This is a genomic window from Clostridia bacterium, assembly GCA_035628995.1.
GTDB lineage: Bacteria > Bacillota > Clostridia > Lutisporales > Lutisporaceae > BRH-c25.
In genome coordinates this window covers 97,903-116,840 of record DASPIR010000008.1, presented here as the reverse complement: position 1 = coordinate 116,840, position 18,938 = coordinate 97,903, and the positions used below count along the sequence as shown (strand labels likewise).

Sequence of the window (18,938 nt, the reverse complement as noted above, 5' to 3'; positions counted from 1 at the left end):
TCCCCGTAACCTCGTAACCTCGTAACCTCGTAACCCATTTCATACCTCTATCTTTGCAAAAAGCCTTACCCCTACTGTAGCGAGTATGTTGTACAACAGCAGATCCAGTATGCCGAACATTACTACTATCACGAGAAAGGTCATCCAGAGTGTAAAGTGGAGTGCTATACTGATAAAAATCGGTATACCTGCAATTATAATGCTAGCCAGCATGTTGAGCACCACATTGAAATTCTGCTTCACAGCCTTCTGCTCATTATCCCATATAAGCTTAGGGAAGTTAAGATCAAGAAGTATTCCCATAAAGGAACTGAAGGCTATTCCCAGGGCACTTACTGTGATACTAAGCAATATAAGATAAATCGGCATCGGTATAAATACTACTGCTGTCAGCAGCATGGACAGCATCCCCACGGCACCCATGCTCATGCCAGACAGTACCTTTGCCGTTATCTGAGTCTTGTAGCTTACCGGCAGATATTTACTCACAAATATATTGGTACCCTCCCTGGATATTGCCGAAGAAGTAATTCCATTGGTAGAGGTGAGAAATGCGCTTATACCGAAAGCCACGGCTAATATCACTGAACTTCCGCTTCCGCTGTTTGCAAATCCTCTAAGTCCCTGAAGCTCCTGCATTTCACTGGGCTGTACAAGAAAAGGAAGGATAATAAATACCGGAAAAAGAAAATTCATAAGGACGCAGTTCATAAAATAAACAGGAGTCCTGAATAGCAGCTTGAGTTCTTTCATTGTATATGACCATAAAGCTGATTTCTGCTCACTGGACTTTCTAAGCTCCGCTTCTGAGTATTTCTTCCTTTTTGCAGACGCTTCCGATATGCCTACCACACCTTTGAAATACATACCTTCGCCAAAGCTTAAGAATAGCAGCACAAAAAGCAGGCATATAAGCACGAATACACCTAAATTCACAAAACCCTTCAAGGCTTCACTATGCAATAGTGCCATTACTGCAAATCTGTTGTTGAAGAAAATACCTGACATTACTCCTACAAAGGAGTTATTTCCCTGTGCCAGCAGCTGTTGAAGCTCCTCGGCATTAAGGGAAGCACTGCTGAACTTAGTGATTACAGCATTCATTCCGACAGCTAGCAGCATTGCTATAATCCCGCCAACAATCTTGAATCTGTCTCTATTCTTCGCAAGATTTGTAAACCTCATCACTATTATGCTAAGTATGGATGCATATACAAGCGGCAGCAAGGGCAGCGACAGAAATATCAGAATGCTATACAGATAGTAAATAAATCCGGCTCTACTAGCCGCTCCATATCCAATAAGGACAGGAGCAAGGAAAACAATCTCGGTTAAATATTCATAGAGCAAAGCCACCGTAAGCTTTGCCGCCAATATCTCCGAAGGCTTTAAAGGCAGCGGCAGCAAGCTCTCAATATCTTTGAAAAAATAAAATATACTCATTACATAAAAAATACTGAAAAAGAAGATTGCCATACTGACTGCCGAAAAGCCAATCCCGAGGATTAACCCCTCCTGCTGGATTTTGGACAGCATATTATAGCCACTGTAGGATATACTCCCTATGCCAAGTACCATGGGTGAAAAGGCAGCAAATATAAGTATGGAAAGTAATATGCCCTTGATGCGGCTCTTACCAGGTTTGTCTGACTTTAACGAAAGCAAGTTGAAATTTTTCAGCATCACCTTGGTCAAAATTATGTATCTACTCATTTTCCGTCAACTCCAAAAATATTTTTTCCAAAGATCCATTGCTCTTGAAATGTTCTCTAATTTCGTCCATAGTACCGTAAAACAGCAGCTTTCCCTTGTTAACGATGGCTACCCTGTCGCATAGCTTTTCAGCAACCTCCAACACATGGGTGGAGAAGAATACAGTCTTGCCGGTGGCAGCATGATTCTTCATCATTTCCTTTAATGTAAAGGATGACTTCGGATCAAGTCCGGTCATCGGCTCATCCAGTATCCATACGCTCGGGTCATGGATAAGTACCCCCATTATAATAATCTTCTGCCTCATTCCATGGGAGTAGCTCTGTATCTGATCATTAAGAGCAGCCTCCATTTCGAAGCTTTCCGAAAGCTCCTGTATCCTTTTCCCTCTCAAATCACCAGGCACTTTATATATATCAGCCATAAAGTTCAAATATTCAATCCCCTTTAGGCGCAGGAACATGTCAGGGTTGTCAGGCACAAAGCCGAACTGCCTTTTTGCGTCAAGAGGTCTTTCCTTTACGTCTATCCCATTTATTATTATGCTTCCACTGTCAGCATTCAGTATCCCCGTTATAACCTTTATAGTGGTTGTCTTTCCTGCTCCATTTGGGCCTAAAAAGCCTACAATTTGTCCCTCCGGGACAATAAGCGTAAGGTCATCCACCGCTTTTACAGTACCGTTATAAGATTTGCTGACATTAATGAGCTCTATCATAAGTTTTCCTCCATTTGATTTTTTTGCGATTTTATTATAACATATTCGCACAAAAATTAAAGCTTCCTGAATAATATAACTTTATTCGGAAGCTTTAATACGCTGCTAGAAAGAACCTCTCGGTGATGCAAAGCTGAAAATAAGCAGTTCTTTGATGTTATACATATTCTTCCTTACATATCAGTCATACAATTGGGCATGCTGAAATTGAATAGGTATTAAAACCCTGAACACATATTAATTATGGAATGGAGGCAATGATATGAGAAGCCTGTCAGAAGCTGAACTACTGAATCTTAACAAGCTGCTTCAAGCAGAAGCTAGTGGGGTTACGAAAGCAAGGATGATGATTCCCGCTATTAATGATGATGAATTGAGACGGACGGCAGAAACGTCCATCTTGACATGTGAGGCGCGTATAAAGGGCATTCAGCAGTTCATAACCGAAAATAATATAATCAATACAGTGGAGGTACACTAGGATGACAAACATGGTCGATTCGATGAAGGCTATTAAGAAACAGATAGATGATCAGACTATTGCCAATGATATGCTGATGGCCTCAAAAGCCTCTACCAGTGGATATTTTATGGCAGTGCTGGAGAGCTCCACTCCAGAGCTGAGAGCAATGTGCAGAGATGCTCACAACCAGACCTTGGATGAGTATTCAGCACTTATGGAATTAGTCGTAAACCGTGACTGGCTTAAGCCCTATCAACCACTAGAGCAACAACTAGCAGAGTCTTACAGGCAGTCAGAAAAGGTAGTGACCTATCACAAAGGATAAGGCGTAGACTTAAGTCTACGCCCTTTTTTTCAGTTAAAAACATCCACCAAGCTGCCGAACAGCTCTTTATTCTCCTTGATTTTCATTTCACTTCCCAAGACACAGTAGCTTTGCCTCTTCATAAGTTCAAGCATCATGTCAGACAGTGCTCTCATATCCTGCTGCTTTGTACTGAGGATTTCTTCCCTTTCCTTCTGCAGGTCCTCGGGAGTAATTTTCCTCATATAGTTCTCAATAGCTCTCTCGCCCTTCATAAAGGGGGTCAGAGGCAAATCCAGCTTGCTTACTGTTCCGATAATGTACTTGGTCATTTCTCTTTCATCTATGTGGAAATCCTTCAGGTAGTCATGCATTTCTTCATAGACCTTTAATGTCTCTTTCAGGTTGGGGTCTCTGTAAGAGACCATGAACATATTGCCGTTCTTCTCAAAGCCTGAAAAAGCACCATAGGCTCCACCCTGAACCCTTATGCGGTTCCAAAGATAGTTGTACCTGGATATTGTCCTGAGCACCTGCAAGCTCCCTGTGTATGGATATCCCAACTTAATGAAGTTATACCCCTGAGCTACATACTGTACCTTGCCCTGGGTCATCAGCCCTTCATTCAGCGACTTTGTCTCAAATACATACTGCACAGATGGATGCTTCTCCGCACTTAACTCCTTCAGCGTCAGGCTTAAATTCTCAGCAAAGCTGCGATAATCATCCTTTTCACAGGTGACCCCTGCAACCAGACCATCTTTCCTGAATATCAGCGCCATGAGCTTCTGGAGGTTTCCCTTTACTTCTTCTATTCTGCTTTCAAAGTTCTTTTCTATATCAGCAATGAACTTGTAGTACGTCAGCCCTGTTATGGTCTCAAGATAGCTGCCTTCCGCCGAGAAATATGAGAATAATCTTTTGCAGGCAATTGTATATCCCTCATTGGATATCCTCATCTCAATCCTTGACTTATTCTCCTGTATGATTTCCTTGATTCTTTTCACATCATCAAACCTGGTTTTGGTTATTATCTCCCGCATAAGCTCAAACATCCTTGGAAGCTTGCTTGCAAGAGCCCTGCCACTTACAGAGAATACAGGATGATATTTATTGTCATCATTCTTTTCCCCGTAAACCTGCGAGCTGAATCTGATGCCTCCTGTATACATGTCAATTTCCTTTGAAAGATCTCCATAGCCATGGATTTCTGTACTGACCTTGCCAAGTATCCCTGATAAAAGTGTGATGTAAGGCAGCAGCTCCTGTGGCACAACAGTTGTATCGAACAGAAGGCCCGCATACACTATGTCATTAGTAAATACATGGTGGGCAAGCACCTTGATTCCCGCTTCCTCCGTCACCTTCTGGGACAGCACCTCGCCTTTCTGGGCGATATCCTGAATAGAAAGCATTGGTATAAGCTGAAGCTTCTCAGGAGTATCAGGGGTATTCTGCCAATCCCTCAGCTCCTTGGTCGACTTTACAAGCTGCTGCAGCTGTTCCTTGGTCAGTTGGGACTTAATGCTCTTAAGCTTATTCCGGGTCTCCTCGTCTTTGGCCTCTGACATGCCTTTTTTAGGTTTCAGCACCAACATCGAGCTGTGGTTATTTTTTAAAATATACTCTTCTATAAGCTTCTCAAAATATCCGTTCTTCATCTCAGCCCTTATTTTCTCAAATATATGCTCATAGCGCAGATGCATAATAGGATCCTTGTCATAAAGCCAGCTGTCCATGATTTTTATATTGTATATAAGCCCTTGGGGATAGCCTTCAAAATCTGCTTCCCTCAGCTGGAACTCCTTCAGATTGACCGCTGCCTCCACCAATTGACTGTCCAACCCATCGCGAACCAGCTTTCTCAAGGTTTCTAGAACTACCTTTACAAACTCATCTTGAACTCCTACATTTGAGTTCTTCACCACCACGCTGAAAACAGGCTGAAGTATGCTGTTGTCATATTTACCGAAAACATCCTTGCCCAGTCCGGCCTCTATCAGCGCTTTCTTAAGCGGTGAAGCCGGTGTTGACAGAAGTATATGCTCCAATATCTCCATTGCCAGGTACAGCTCTGAATCTGTGGACAATCCTGTCACATAATTCAAGCTGAGATATGTTTTATCATTTTCATCCTCCTGTGCGGATATGGGATATTCCAATTCGTACCTCTTCATCGAATCAAAGGCCTTCTGCACAGGTATGGCAGAAGCTACAGAAATTGCTTCGAAGTCCTTAAGGTAAGCTTCATCAATAAACTTCAAGCGCCCGAGCACATCCATTTTTCCATATAGGAACATATAGCTGTTTGACGGGTGATAATACCTTTTATGAAAAGCAAGGAATTCCTCTTGAGTTAACTCCGGAATTACCTCCGGGTCGCCTCCCGACTCATAGCCGTATGGCGTATCAGGGAACAAAGTCTCCTGCATCTTTCTAGAAAGCACAGACTCAGGTGATGACAGGGCTCCCTTCATTTCATTATATACAACGCCCTTGTATTTCAGCTCATCCTCAGTATTCTCCAGCTCATAGTGCCAGCCCTCCTGTTTCAGTATCTCTTCATGTTTATATATGTTAGGATAGAACACAGAGTCCAGATATACATCCATCAGATTCTCAAAATCCTTGTTATTCCTGCTTGCTACCGGATACATGGTCTTGTCTCCAAAAGTGAAGGCATTTAGAAAGGTATTAAGCGAACCTTTCACAAGCTCTACAAAGGGTTCTTTAGTCGGAAACTTTCTGGAACCGCAAAGTACTGAATGCTCCAGTATGTGAGGCAGCCCTGTACTATCCTTGGGCGGTGTCCTGAAAGCAACCGAAAATACCTTGTTATCCTCCTCATTCTCCATATAAAAGAGTCTGGCTCCGCTCTTCTCATGTTGGAAAAGCCTCACTATGGAATTTGTTTCCTTGACATTCTTTTCTTCAATTAATCGAAAACCGTGATAATTATCACCTATATTAAAATGCATTCCTTGCAACCCTCCAAATAAGATATAGTCCAAAACAATTATATTATACTATTACCATATTTTACAAATATTTATTTATGCTACCTTACATATAAATGGGTCTTGCGTGCAAAAGCTGTTCTTCTCCACCGGTGCCTGAGCCATGGCATCACATAATAATCCAAACCGAACGCCCTGCCTGCTCCTCCAAACATGGCAACAGCTACAAATATATGCCATAGAATTTCAGTCCCTGCCAAAGCAGACAGAATAAAATTAAAGCAAAGAAATATCGAGCCCAAGGAAGCAAGTACAGTGAACAAACCTGCAATTAGCGCAAGTCCTATAGCCACCTCCAGCAGCACCACTGAAGCCTGAAACAAATAGGCATTAGGCTCAATAAAGGTTTTTGTAAACCATTGATATATCAGCGGCGGCTGTTTCAGTATAGGCTCCGGGTAATACTGTGTTACCTGAGTTGCACTAGTTACGGCGTCAGTGGATTGCAGCGGCACATCTCCAGGCTTGGGCAATGTCACAATGAAGTTTTTACTCGGGTCTAGCCAGCCTTCCTTTATCTTTTTCACACCTTCGCCAATCCATATTACGCCAAGGTATATTCTGAGTATAGCCAGCCAGAAGGTAGGTGTCTTTGCAGACAAATGTCCGCCTAATATAGACCTGTTCTCCTTAACATGCATAAACTCATGCATAAAGTAGGTCCATATCCTGGCAAAGCCTCCCACTCCATATTGATAGTGAAAGTTTACCAGGTGCTTCAGCGCCATGGCAGAAAAGCCCGATAAGGATGTTTTTCCAATATTGGCTACTGCGTAGCGGCTGCCTATGGACACCATAATTCCATGGTAATTGGATTTAAAGGCCTTTTTATCACTCTTGTCTATCGATGCAATTATATTATGTGCTGCTGTCTCTGCAGTTTGCAGTGCAGCCTCAACAATCTGGGGTATGGGCTTCTTCTTGCCTTCTGCATCCGGCTCCTCATAGAATGCATTGTCACCTACTGCAAAAACATTATGATATTCTACCGACTGCATATATTCATCAACCTGTATCCTGCCCCTGCTTCCATGGGTCAGCTCTGTCTTAGCTGCAAAATCGCTCCCCTGTATGCCGCAGGTCCAAATCAAGGTTCTTGTGGGTATTTCCCTGCCATCTTTCAATACTATGGACTCTTTATTTACTGCAGTGATAGCCGCTGCTGTCATAATCTCAACGCCATGCTTCTGAAGAAATCTCTCTGACTTCTTTATAAGTCCCTCACTGAGTATCGGAAGTATGCTGCCCATAGCTTCTACAACTATCAAGCTCACTTCCTTCCTGTCAATCTCATAATCTCTGCACAGCTGTCTTTTCCACTCAACCAGCTCACCCATGGTCTCTATCCCTGTGAAGCCTGCACCTGCCACAATAAAAGTAAGCATAGACTTCCTTTTGTTGTGGTCTTTTTCTGCTCTGGCCTTGTCAAACATATCCTTTATATGTTCCCTTACCTTTATAGCATCCTCAAAGGACCATAGAGAGAAGCCATTCTCCTTTACGCCGGGTATACCGAAAAAAGCAGGCTCTGCTCCTGTGTCTATTATCAGGTAGTCGTATTCGTAGCTGTCTGAATCAGCCTGCAGCTTCTGCCCTTTAAAATCTATACCTTTTATTTCTTCTGTAACTACCTGAACTCCTGATGCGCTTAATATCTCCCTCAGGTCTATCTGTACAGACTCAGCCTCCACTCTGTTTCCTGCCACTTCATGCAGCTCTGTCATCAAGGTATGATAAGGCTTTTTATCCACCAACAGCACACTAATGTCTTTTCTTTTTGCAGCTGCTTTGCCTAAAAGCCTTGCAGCATGCACACCTCCATATCCGCCTCCCAGTATTGCTATTTTCTTGTCTTTTTTTCCCATATGTCAAAATTCACTTCCTTTAAGATATAAATGCATCATATAGAAGTATTCCACAAATGCCTGCTCAATATGAATTCAGGCAAAAAAATGAAGCAGGACATAAGCTATGTCCTGCTTTCTTCAAGTTTTATATTTAATTATCTTTTATTCCCCATAAAAAACAGAGCAACTGTGCCAGGGCCTGAATGGGAGCCTATAACAGGTCCTACCTCATTTATTATTACGTCCTTAACCTTATACTCCTTCAGTATCATTTCCTTCAGGTATTCAGCATCTTCGATGCAATCCCCATGGCTAATTGCAATTACCTGCTCCTCTGGGGACACTATATTCTCCTGAAGCATTTCAAAAAGAGTCTTCAAAGACTTTTTCCTGCCCTTAACCTTGGACACAGGTATCAGCCTTCCCTCATCATCAACCTGAAGAATAGGCTTTATATCAAGCAGTGTGCCTACAAAAGCGGCTGCCCCCGATACTCTTCCCCCTCTTTTCAGATGTCCCAGGTCATCTACAGTAAACCAATGATTCATTCTGAGCTTATTTGTCTCAAGCCAGCTTACTACCTCATCCTTGGAAGCCCCTGCTTTTAGCATTTCATTTGCATGATATGCCAATAGCCCTTCACCGAGGGAAGCACTTCTGCTGTCGATAACTGTGATATCCGCATTCTCAATCTCTTCACAGATCATATCCTTCGCAAGTAATGCGCTGTTAAGACTTCCACTCAACGCGGAAGAGAATCCAAGATAAATAATCGATTTTCCGTCTGTTGCATATTTTTTAAAGATTTCTGTATAGACATAAACATTAACCTGTGAAGTGGAAGGCATTTCACCATTTCTCACCGCAGCATAGAATTCTTTATAGCTGAGAGTTTTCCCAAAATCGTCCTTGTACTCTTGACCCTTGAAGTTGCAAACAAGATTTACAACAGGTATCTCATTCTTCTCCACATAACTGCGTGGAAGGTCTGTACAGGAATCAATCAAAAGCACTGTATCCATATTGATTATCTACCCCTCTACATTATTTATATATCTATAGTAACCATTTTGGCGCAATAAAGCAATCTGTAATTAATTAACAAACTACCTGCATAAATGCAGGTAGCGGCTAAATTCATCCGAATATTGGGGGTATGTGCCGGGAGTGAGCAATCCCGGCACCGATGATGTTTATTAGGTTCTATTATAAAATGCTCTAAATTACTCGTATAGAAGACCGCCGGAAAGCTCTTTCAAGGCTGCATAATCCAGCACAGATATATTTCCGTTCCTTTTTCCTACTATCCCCTTATCTGCAAGCTCCCTTATGACCCTATTCAGGTGCCTGTAGCTTGTGCCCAGAAGCGTCGCCATCTCAGTCATGCTTGTTGTCTTTATCTCATTTATACCCTTGGAGCTGCTTTCTTCACTTGAGATTGAGATAATATAGCTGGCAAACCTCTTTTCGAGGGAATACAGCAGGTTTATTGAGGTACTGTTGGATATCGTATATAGCTTATACCCCAGATTCTTAATTACATAGCTGAGAAAAACCGGATCGTCTGCTGCATATTTGCGAATGTCATCCAACCTTATCCCAATTAGATGGGATTCATTAAGTGAATCAACATTGCACTTTATCTTATAGCCTGACATGAACTCCACATCGCCAAGTATGCTTAAGGGCTTATTGAACCTAAGAAGCAGGGATTTGCCATTTTCCATCAGCGTATATACCTTGAGCTTGCCTTTTACATTGAAATAAAAGTAATTCAGCTCATCTCCGGTATTGCAGATGCACTCCCCTCTTTCATAGCTCATAAGGCTCATAAAAGGCCGCATATCCTTTTGGAACAATGAATCTAAGCCGAATTCCCCGATATAGGCTTCGAGTAGGTTCTTATCGGTGATCCTTTTCATGTTTTTCCCCCATTTTTATAATATAGTAAAATAATATCACATAAAAAGGACATATGTCCCAATTTGCAATATAAATTTAGAAATATATTTTCTATGCTTCCATTGCTTCTTCTGACTCTTCCACTTTAGCGCTGGCCCAATCGTCGTATTTTTCAAGGCCGAACATGAATGCGGCAGATATTGCAGTGAGTCCTCCCAATATGAGCCATGCGCTTTCCACACTTGAGTAATTAAGTATCCTGCCCATAGTCATTGGCCCGATTGCATAGCCCATGCCCATTATTGTAGGCAGCACAGCATTCATCCTGCCCCTGTGGGATGCCGGTGTATGGTTTACGATAAATGGCATAACGCTTATAGAAAGCAATATCTCTCCCAAAGTAAAAATGAAAACCGACAGGAAGAAGTAAGACAGTGTGTTGAGTACTCCTAACATTCCAAAACCTATGGCATACAGCAGTATCCCATAGACCATCTTCCTCATGCCCTTCATTCTTACAGTCAGCTTGGTGAGAATAGGTGTAAACAGTATAACCACCAAGCCGTTCAAGCTTGCCATCCAACCAAAATACTGGGCACCAAAGCCGCCAAAGTTCTGCATGGAATGTATCGGCATCAGGAAGGTCCATTGGGAATATGCGAAGTTATACCCGAAGGCAATAATAGCAAAATAAATTAGCATAGGTCTTCTCAGCAGTACTGATATTATCGAGCCTTCTTCTCTTCTTTCAAGCTTTCTGCTTTCGTCTGCTATCTCCTCTCTGGTCGTGCCTATGGTCTCTTTGACAAAGAAGAATATCAGGCTTATTGACATCAAGGCAGTGGCTGCATCTCCTATGAATACAAGGGGCAGGTAGCTTCTGTATAAAAAGCCTCCCAGCATTGGACCGACTGCAAAGCCTATGTTCCAGCCCAGATAGCTTAAGGCATATGCGCCCTCTCTATTCTCAGGAGTAGTCAAATCAGCTATTAGGGAATCATGTGATGGTCCGGCAACACTCATGCATGCACTTGCTGCCAGAATCACATATATAAGCGACATAGATGGTTCTATAAACCCGCAGGATAGATACAGCAGAGCTGCCAGCGTATCAAACACTATTATCAGGCCCTTTCTGCCGAAAGAGTCTGCAAGCTTTCCTCCAAGCATGGAAGCCAACGGAAAAACCAAGCTGTTCAAACTCAGGTAAAAGCCCGTAGTCTCCTTAGACAAACCTATTCTGTCAGTCATAATTATTGTCATCAGCGGCATAACAAAGCAGCCCATAGCATTCACTATTCGTGAAGCGAATATGATATAAATTTCCTTGGGTAAGCCCATGTAAGGACTTAGCAGATTTTTGATTCTAGACATGATGTAAAACCCCCTCATAAAGTAGTACAGATAAATCACTCAGAAAATAATAAAAGCCATGGAACATAAATATTCCATGACTTAGAACACTGAAAAACCTTAGTTTTAAAATTGTCACGGAGTCCCCTCTCTCAAAGCGACCCGCACAAAAAAACTGTCAATCAGTCCTCAAAAACTGATAAAGCAGGCCGCTGTATTAAATTGTTATAGTTTCTTTTTATTGCACTATTGATTCTCATATTCGCGACCTCCCTTTCCATTTTCTTCTTTTCTTGTAAATTATATATTACCAGTTTATGCCTGTCAATTGCCGAGTATGAATTGTAATATAATATTAATAATTGCGGTGTTGAATAAAGGACGTTGGTGATAGAAAACTTAAAGGTAATGAAAAAAACTATGAAAGGAATATGACCGCATGTTAAAGCTCACGAAAGTCTGGAAGCCTGAAGTATACCAAGGAAGGCAGCACCCTAAAAAGTATTTTGAGGGATGGTATTTCAAGATAGTTAATAAAGATGAGGACAGTATATATGCACTTATACCCGGAGTATCCTACGGAATTGACGGGAGCAAACCCCACTCATTTATCCAGCTCATTGATGGGAAAAGCTGCAAATCTCTCTATCAAACTTATGATATCCATGATTTTCACTACTCCAAAGACAATTTCAGGCTATGGATAGGTGCTAATTATTTCTCTTCTGGAGTGGTCGATATAGATTTAGCTGCGGACAGCTTTAGCTTAAAGGGGAGGCTTAACTTCGAAAATTCAGCCCCTTGGCCAGTTTCTCTCTTTTCCCCGGGCATAATGGGCTGGTACGCCTTTGTACCCTTTATGGAATGCTATCATGGCATAATCAGCATGAAGCACGATATAAGCGGCAGCCTTGCAATAAACAATAGAAGTGTGGATTTTACGGGTGGCAGAGGCTATATGGAAAAGGATTGGGGAAGGTCCTTCCCAAGCTCCTGGATCTGGATGCAGTCTAACTATTTTGAAAACCCCAATGTTTTCTTCACAGCATCAATAGCACGGATACCTTGGTTTGGCAAGTTCTTTACAGGTTTAATTGCGGGCCTTTCAATCAATGGAAAGCTTTATAGATTTGCTACCTACACCGGGGCACGGATAGAGCAGCTCTCACATCAGTCGGGCAACATCCGCATCCGCATCAGTGACAAACATATTTATCTTGAAATACATACCCGCGAGTCAAACTCAGGAAAGCTTTATTCACCACGCAACGGTTCAATGGAGGACGTCATCGACGAAAGCATGTCATCGGAAATCAAGGTTACCCTTGGGCAGGTCGCTTACGGTAATAGGAAAATTATATTTGAAGGTACAGGACGTAATAGTGGCCTCGAAATAGTCGGAGATATAGCTGAGCTGCAGCCGCATTAATTTTCGTCATTGCTTCAATATTGCCCTTTGATGATATATAATTAAAAGGATACGTGCCAAATGCATCGGAGGTATATATGAAGCTTGCTAATTTGTTCAATGACAGACATTTCTTTTCGCAGATGTTTAGGATAGCTCTGCCGATAGCAGCACAGAACCTAGCGCTTTCATCCCTGAATCTGGTTGACAATATAATGATAGGGGGTCTGGGCGAGACTGCTATCGCAGGTGTAGGACTTGCAAACCAATACTTTTTCCTCCTGAATCTTCTGCTTTTTGGTATTGTCAGTGGTTCATCCATTTTTACAGCGCAGTTCTGGGGCAGCAAGGATATCAAGAATATAAGAAAGGTCTTGGGGCTTTGCATCATAACCGGAGGAACAGGTGCGTTTCTCTTCTCTATAGGCGGTTTCTTCTTCCCTACTGAAATACTGGGGATATTCTCCAAAGATCCAGGTGTAATCCAGTTGGGGACTGAATACTTAAGGATTGTACTCTTCAGTTATGTTATCACCGCTGTTACCTTTGCCTACTCCTTTATTTTAAGAAGCACAGGCAATGTAAAAACTCCTTTGGTTGTCAGTGTTATCGCACTGGGAATCAACACGGTTCTAAATTACCTGCTTATATACGGCTATTGGGGATTGCCCCGGTTGGGAGTGGCTGGGTCAGCAGTTGCTACGGTCATTGCCAGAGTTATAGAACTGACTATGCTGCTTTGGATTGTATATTCAAAAAAGGATGTGGTAGCCGCCTCCATAAGAGAAATGACTGATATGACAGCTGGCTTTGTAAAACAGTTCTTCAAGGTTACTTTACCGGTAATTCTAAATGAGTCAATGTGGGCTTTGGGAGTGACAATGTATGCAATCGCATATGCGAGAATGGGTACAGATGCAATTGCATCAATCAATATATCCAGTACCGTTGAGAGAATTGTATGGGTAATATTCATGGGCTTCGGTAATGCCTGTGCTGTAATGATAGGTCATAAAATAGGCTCTGGGGATGATAAGTTAGTTTTTGCATATGCAAAACGTTTCGCAATAATTGGACCTGCTGCTGCCATGCTGGCCGGATTCTTTGTCATACTAATTTCCCCATGGGTGCTTACTCCATACAAGGTATCGCCTATCGTACTGGAATATGCGCAGAGAAATCTTATAGTATACTGCCTTTTCATGTGGGCCAAGGTATTCAATTATATCAATATAGTCGGAATATTAAGAAGCGGTGGAGATACAACCTTCTGCCTAATGCTGGATACCGGCGGGGTATGGCTGGTGGGTGTGCCGCTGGTGTTCCTGGGTGGACTTGTGTTCCACCTTCCCATATACTGGGTCTATGCACTGGTTCAAGTAGAAGAGATAATAAAGCTGATAATCGGAATTCCGAGATTGGCATCTAAGAAATGGATAAACAATCTGGCAGTAAATATGAATAAATAGAAGATGGCCTTTCGGCCATCTTCTATTTATTGGTGAATTCCTTTAACTTCTTGTCGTACATATCAATTAACTCGTACGCGATTCCTTCGTCCAGCTTGCCCCACAAGCTTGGCGTCTCGAAGAGTCGTTTCGGAAGCCTTACCTTCATCAGGTCGAAGCCAAGCATATCTTTTATACGGAGCTTTGTTTTGTAAACCCTGTCAGCTATGGCAGTCAGATCCTCGTCTTTAAACTCATACCCAATTGCATTTAAAGCCGAGAGTATTGTTTTTCTATCATAGACCTTCCTTGCAAAAAGGCAGATGGTCAGAGAGTTCAACATGCACCTCTCTTTTTCTTCATCGAAAAGCCCATCAACTATCTTTTCCTTATCTATTGCCCCTATGGTCTGGTCTATCGAATAGCCTGCATTGCATAGGTGCGAGTGTCTTGCGCCTACGACCGCTCCCACTAATGCACCGTAGCCTGTATGATAGCCCGGCATTTCATTTTTTGCAAAGGTCATTGCATAGTCCTGCCCGCCATATTTCTGAGATGCTTCGTAACATCCCTTGGATAAAGCTTCATAGAAGTCGTTTTCCTTATTTGCAAGATATTCAATGGCCTTTATATAATTCTGAGCGTTCCCAAATTCAAGCGGTACTATAGTATCACTGTCAGCAACCAGTTTTCCCATATATGCTTCGGTTGCCCAGCCAAGTACAACCCCTGTGGACATGGCATCCAGTCCCTGCTGCTCCACCACTTCTATAAGCTGCAGTATTTCATCAGTGGACTTTATACCCAGGAAACTGCCTAAAGCGAATATAAGCTCATAATCATAACCAACGCTTACTGACTCGTAATCATGACCCTTATCAAATTCCCTTCTGAACTGGCCTATGTGTATGCACCCAACAGGGCAGCCAGTGCAGGCCATTTTCCTGACCAGATTGTTCTTTACAAAAGCATCCCCGGATATATCCTCAACATGTTCAAATCTGTTCTGTGTAAGATTCTTTGTCGGCAGCCCGCCCATTTCGTTCAAGGGCTCAACATTTACGGGAGTCCCGGCATCATGATACTTGGACATTATTTCGGTATCCGTCACCTTGTTGTAGATTTCCTGATAAACCTTGAAGTATTCCTTGAAGTTCTTAATAGGTATGCTCCTGTCCCCTATAATAGATACAGCCTTAAGGTTTTTACTTCCGAATACTGCACCCAGTCCGAGCCTTCCAAAATGCCTATAGGTGTCCACGCATACGCTGGCGAAGCTCACCATATTCTCTCCGGCAGGGCCGATTCTCAGAATGCTCCTCTTGCCGCCTCCGGGCTCCCTTTCCCTTATAACTCTGCCTGCTTCATCAGAGGTCATTCCCCACAAAGCCCTTGCATCCTTGAATTCAATGTTATTTCTATTTAACGTTATATAGGTGGGTTTATCCGCTTTCCCTTGTATAACAATTGCATCGTAGCCTGCCAGCAGCATTGTAAGTGCAAGGCGCCCCCCTGCATAGGACTCTCCGAGCTCCCCTGTCAATGGCGAGTAAAACATTGCTACAGTCTTTGTCACTACCGGATAAATGGAGGAGGCGGCACCAATGGCAAGAATTATCGGCTGTTCTTCATCAAGAGGGCTCAGGTCAGACTTTATATTCTCTTCTAGAAGCTTTGACGCCACACCTGCTCCACCCAAGTATTCGCACAGGTCTTCTCTCTGCTCTATTCTAATTTTTTTATTTTTCAGATCAATATATAACACTCTTATATATTTCTCATATATCATTGTCTTGCTCCTCCATTCTCAGGCATTCATGGGGACAGAACCTTGTGCAGACTCCGCAGTGTTTGCAGATTATAGGCTTGCCTATGGTGTCATCGAAAAATACCGCACTTACTATGCAGGCCTCCACACATCTTTTACAGCCTATGCACTTTTCTGCTTTAAGGAGGACTCCTCCTCCCTCCCTTGCTTCCAGAGCGCCTGAGGGGCAGGCCTCCGCACATGCTCTCTCATCATTGCAGGCTATGCATACATCCGCAATGAACTTGCCTTTCAAACCTCCGCTGGTTCTCACTTTTATTGCGCTTTTGGAAATCGAATGGTTCTGCCTGTTCACACCCGAACATGCAAGCATACAGGTGAAGCACCCTATGCATTTGTTCATTCCATCAGCTTTTAATACCTTCGGCATGCTATCACCCCATTGTTTTAGGACCATCTTTCAAGGGCCCATTAATAATTTATCCCAATTATATCGCAAAAACCAATCTGTATCCAGCCAGTTAATATTATATTATTAGCCCCAATGATGTCTCAGATACAATATAAGTATTAAAAGCCTCGCAGCATCCACTGCGAAGCTTTCATATCACTTATATCCGGCTTCTATTTTATTTCTCTCATACTGTCCAATGCCCTGTAAATAATCAAAGCTGCTTCCTGCATTTTCAAGTTTTCCTTGGGTCCGAACATTTCCGAAGTCCCATCGATTATTCCCAACCCCTTGGCTATTGCAACATGACCCTTCAAATCGCCGTTTATCTCATCAGCATCCTTATAATCGAGCACAAATATGCCCTTTGCCTTTGCCAGCTTTTCATATTTCAGCAGCTTCACTATCCATTCAGCCATTTGCTCTCTTGTAACCTTTGCATCCAGCTTCAATTCCACCGGTTTGTTTTCAATGATTCTATACCTTACGGCCTCCATCAAGTATGGATAGTTCTCACTTTTCTTGTCAACATTCTTAAACTGCAGTTCAAGCTGGTCTCTTGTTGAATAAGGTCGGTAACCCTTTACATTGACAAGCATCCTCAAGAGCTCCATGTACGTTATCTCGCTATCCGGCTTGAAGCTCCTGGTATCGATAATATTTTGGAAAGCCAGTATGCTTAGCTCCTTTTCTGCAGGGTTGCCCTTGATTGTTTCGTAAAAATTATTTTGTACTGCACCCAACTCATTGCCTTCATAGTCCAGGAGCTTTCCTGAAAAAGCATCAATGTTCCTGCTGCTGTTTTTCTTCTGCTTATGCTCAAGGGTATATACAATTCTATGATTCGGCAAGTAATCATTCTGATTGACCTTCTCATTATATCTGGAATAAGCAAGCTTGACATCAAATTCCTTGAAAAACTGCTCTTCTGCTTTTTCTTTGTCGATTATACCTTCAGCCTTAGGAAAGCTGAGGGTTTTACTCCAGTTATGGTACAAATCGTTTACTTCTCCTGTCTGTGTATCAATAGATATATTTATTGAATTGTTGGCATACATGATTCCATTCACAAGTCTGGGGAAATTGAAATATATCATCCTGTCAGGCATCAGCTTTCCATTAACCTGATACAGGTTTTCCTGATAAATCTGCTCAGTTCTTATATCTCCAAGCCTATGAGGATAATATTTCCCCAGTAACTCTGCTGCTTTATCATAAGCCTGCTCCCAAGTGATCTTCCTCTCGTATTCCTTTCCATACCAATCCTCGAAAATATATCTTCCTATATTCAGTATTTCTCCCGATGTACTGTCTATTGAAATAGTGCCCTTGCCCTGATATGCTTCCGGCTTATCCTCCATGACTTCTGCAGTCCACGTTTTCCTGCTTCCCTCATTCATTGCCATCTCATTTTCTGAATAGCCCAGATTTTCGGCTTTATAACCCGAACCGAAAAATTCCTTTACCAGACTGTTAATGTAGGCTTCTGCCTTTTCGCTGGTCAACTCGCCAGATCCTACGGACAGCTTGGATTTACCCTCTGCCATTTTATTTTTCTGCTCTTGTGATATATCTCTTTTTTTGAGAGTATCAAGCTTCTGATCATTGTAGCCCAATGCCTCCCCTGTCTTTGCATCTATGACTACACCGCTGTCAGGGCTTGGCGTATATACGAGTTTTGTCTCTGTAGGTGCCATATAACTTGTAAACCTGCTCCTTGCAGATATATAGCTCAAGTCCATACTGAACTTGTCTTTGAAAATTCTCAGAGCTTTTTCCTTATCCACCAAACCTTCTAATGCCGGCAATTTTAAATCATACTGCCAGTTTATGCTGTAGTTTACTATACTCCCGTCAGCGCCATTTATTCCAAGCATAATGTAATTGTACGGATAGCTTAAGCCATTGACTTCTCTGGTAAAGTTAAAATTGTAATTTGGTCTTACCCTGCTGGAGTATAAAATTTCACTTCCGTAATCTTCAAGCTTTACTTGTTTAAATTCTTCCGGGTTGATTTTCTTAAGGAACTCTTCTGTCAGCTTACGGGCTTGATCCTTTGTAATGTCAGCAACTATCACCTGTTCTTGATTCCTGTAGCTTTGACTTCTGTTGAACCCCAAAAACTTACCCGTAGAAGCATCAATAACTGTGCTTATATGTGTAAACATGTCACTATTGCTCATATTCCAGTTAAGCTGCCAGGTATAACCTTTCCCAATTTCATAGCCCGGAGTCAGCTGCACCATCTCCTGGTATTTTTTCTCGTCAATTTCAAGCCCAAAATGCTTCCTCAGCATTTCCAAAGAAATCTGCTTTGCTTCCTCCTTTGTTACCTTGACATTCTTTTCTTCAACCTGATTTCCTGCTACTGCAGTTGCACTTGCTGAATTGCTTGGTGCTATAATGCTAATGCTTGAAGATACACTTGTGCTATCGGCAGCAGCATTAAATACCCCTCCCAATGCAAGCAAAAGCACAATTACTGTAGCAACAACTTTTTTCCACATTTCATAAAACCCCTTTCAGTATAATTTCCACACATTTCC

14 protein-coding genes are annotated in these 18,938 nt (G+C 42.3%); 4 read left to right on the top strand and 10 right to left on the bottom strand.

The window, feature by feature from the left end; genetic code table 11:
* Positions 1-39: 39 nt before the first annotated feature.
* Together VEB00_02180 and VEB00_02175 are read right to left on the bottom strand one after the other, a co-directional pair.
* Positions 40-1,713 carry a hypothetical protein gene (locus VEB00_02180; protein HYF81825.1) on the bottom strand — a complete coding sequence of 558 codons (1,674 nt, stop codon included), beginning with the start codon at positions 1,711-1,713 and terminating at the stop codon, positions 40-42.
* Positions 1,706-2,431, bottom strand: a complete 726-nt coding sequence (locus VEB00_02175; GenBank protein ID HYF81824.1) for an ABC transporter ATP-binding protein — start codon at positions 2,429-2,431, stop codon at positions 1,706-1,708. The genes VEB00_02180 and VEB00_02175 overlap by 8 nt, the downstream gene beginning before the upstream one ends.
* A 262-nt stretch (positions 2,432-2,693) precedes the next feature.
* Between VEB00_02175 and VEB00_02170 the strand changes: the two genes are divergently transcribed.
* Both VEB00_02170 and VEB00_02165 read left to right on the top strand, forming a co-directional pair.
* The gene (locus tag VEB00_02170) at positions 2,694-2,912 is read left to right on the top strand and encodes a hypothetical protein (protein HYF81823.1); all 219 of its coding nucleotides are present in this window, start codon (positions 2,694-2,696) and stop codon (positions 2,910-2,912) included.
* Between the two features lies 1 nt (position 2,913).
* On the top strand, positions 2,914-3,219 hold the full coding sequence (locus tag VEB00_02165) for a spore coat protein (GenBank protein HYF81822.1): 306 nt from the start codon (positions 2,914-2,916) through the stop codon (positions 3,217-3,219).
* 29 nt (positions 3,220-3,248) lie between these two features.
* Here the strand turns inward: VEB00_02165 and VEB00_02160 are convergent, their stop codons facing one another.
* The 5 genes from VEB00_02160 to VEB00_02140 all read right to left on the bottom strand — a co-directional run bounded on the left by VEB00_02160 (position 3,249) and on the right by VEB00_02140 (position 11,338).
* The gene (locus VEB00_02160) at positions 3,249-6,176 is read right to left on the bottom strand and encodes an insulinase family protein (GenBank protein HYF81821.1); all 2,928 of its coding nucleotides are present in this window, start codon (positions 6,174-6,176) and stop codon (positions 3,249-3,251) included.
* Positions 6,177-6,256: 80 nt separating this feature from the next.
* Complete coding sequence (locus VEB00_02155) at positions 6,257-8,080, bottom strand: FAD-dependent oxidoreductase (protein ID HYF81820.1); 1,824 nt, start codon at positions 8,078-8,080, stop codon at positions 6,257-6,259.
* A 137-nt stretch (positions 8,081-8,217) separates the two neighbouring features.
* Positions 8,218-9,084 carry a DegV family protein gene (locus VEB00_02150; GenBank protein HYF81819.1) on the bottom strand — a complete coding sequence of 289 codons (867 nt, stop codon included), beginning with the start codon at positions 9,082-9,084 and terminating at the stop codon, positions 8,218-8,220.
* Positions 9,085-9,285: 201 nt separating this feature from the next.
* Positions 9,286-9,984: a cyclic nucleotide-binding domain-containing protein gene (locus tag VEB00_02145; protein ID HYF81818.1), complete on the bottom strand. Its 699-nt coding sequence runs from the start codon at positions 9,982-9,984 to the stop codon at positions 9,286-9,288.
* A 91-nt stretch (positions 9,985-10,075) separates the two neighbouring features.
* Positions 10,076-11,338: an MFS transporter gene (locus VEB00_02140; protein HYF81817.1), complete on the bottom strand. Its 1,263-nt coding sequence runs from the start codon at positions 11,336-11,338 to the stop codon at positions 10,076-10,078.
* Between the two features lie 418 nt (positions 11,339-11,756).
* Here VEB00_02140 and VEB00_02135 point away from each other — a divergent pair, with 418 nt between their 5' ends.
* Both VEB00_02135 and VEB00_02130 read left to right on the top strand, forming a co-directional pair.
* Positions 11,757-12,746 (top strand): tocopherol cyclase family protein, encoded by a 990-nt coding sequence (locus VEB00_02135; protein ID HYF81816.1) that lies wholly within the window; start codon positions 11,757-11,759, stop codon positions 12,744-12,746.
* Between the two features lie 77 nt (positions 12,747-12,823).
* A complete protein-coding gene (locus VEB00_02130) occupies positions 12,824-14,194 on the top strand; it encodes an MATE family efflux transporter (protein ID HYF81815.1) in 1,371 nt (456 codons plus the stop codon).
* A gap of 22 nt (positions 14,195-14,216) precedes the next feature.
* Here VEB00_02130 and VEB00_02125 read toward each other — a convergent pair whose 3' ends face one another.
* The 3 genes from VEB00_02125 to VEB00_02115 form a co-directional block, all read right to left on the bottom strand.
* Positions 14,217-15,962, bottom strand: coding sequence for an aldehyde ferredoxin oxidoreductase C-terminal domain-containing protein (locus VEB00_02125; protein ID HYF81814.1), 1,746 nt, complete (start codon positions 15,960-15,962; stop codon positions 14,217-14,219).
* A complete protein-coding gene (locus VEB00_02120) occupies positions 15,952-16,371 on the bottom strand; it encodes a 4Fe-4S binding protein (protein HYF81813.1) in 420 nt (139 codons plus the stop codon). The genes VEB00_02125 and VEB00_02120 overlap by 11 nt, the downstream gene beginning before the upstream one ends.
* Positions 16,372-16,565: 194 nt before the next feature.
* Positions 16,566-18,899, bottom strand: a complete 2,334-nt coding sequence (locus tag VEB00_02115; protein HYF81812.1) for a YcdB/YcdC domain-containing protein — start codon at positions 18,897-18,899, stop codon at positions 16,566-16,568.
* Positions 18,900-18,938 lie beyond the last annotated feature (39 nt).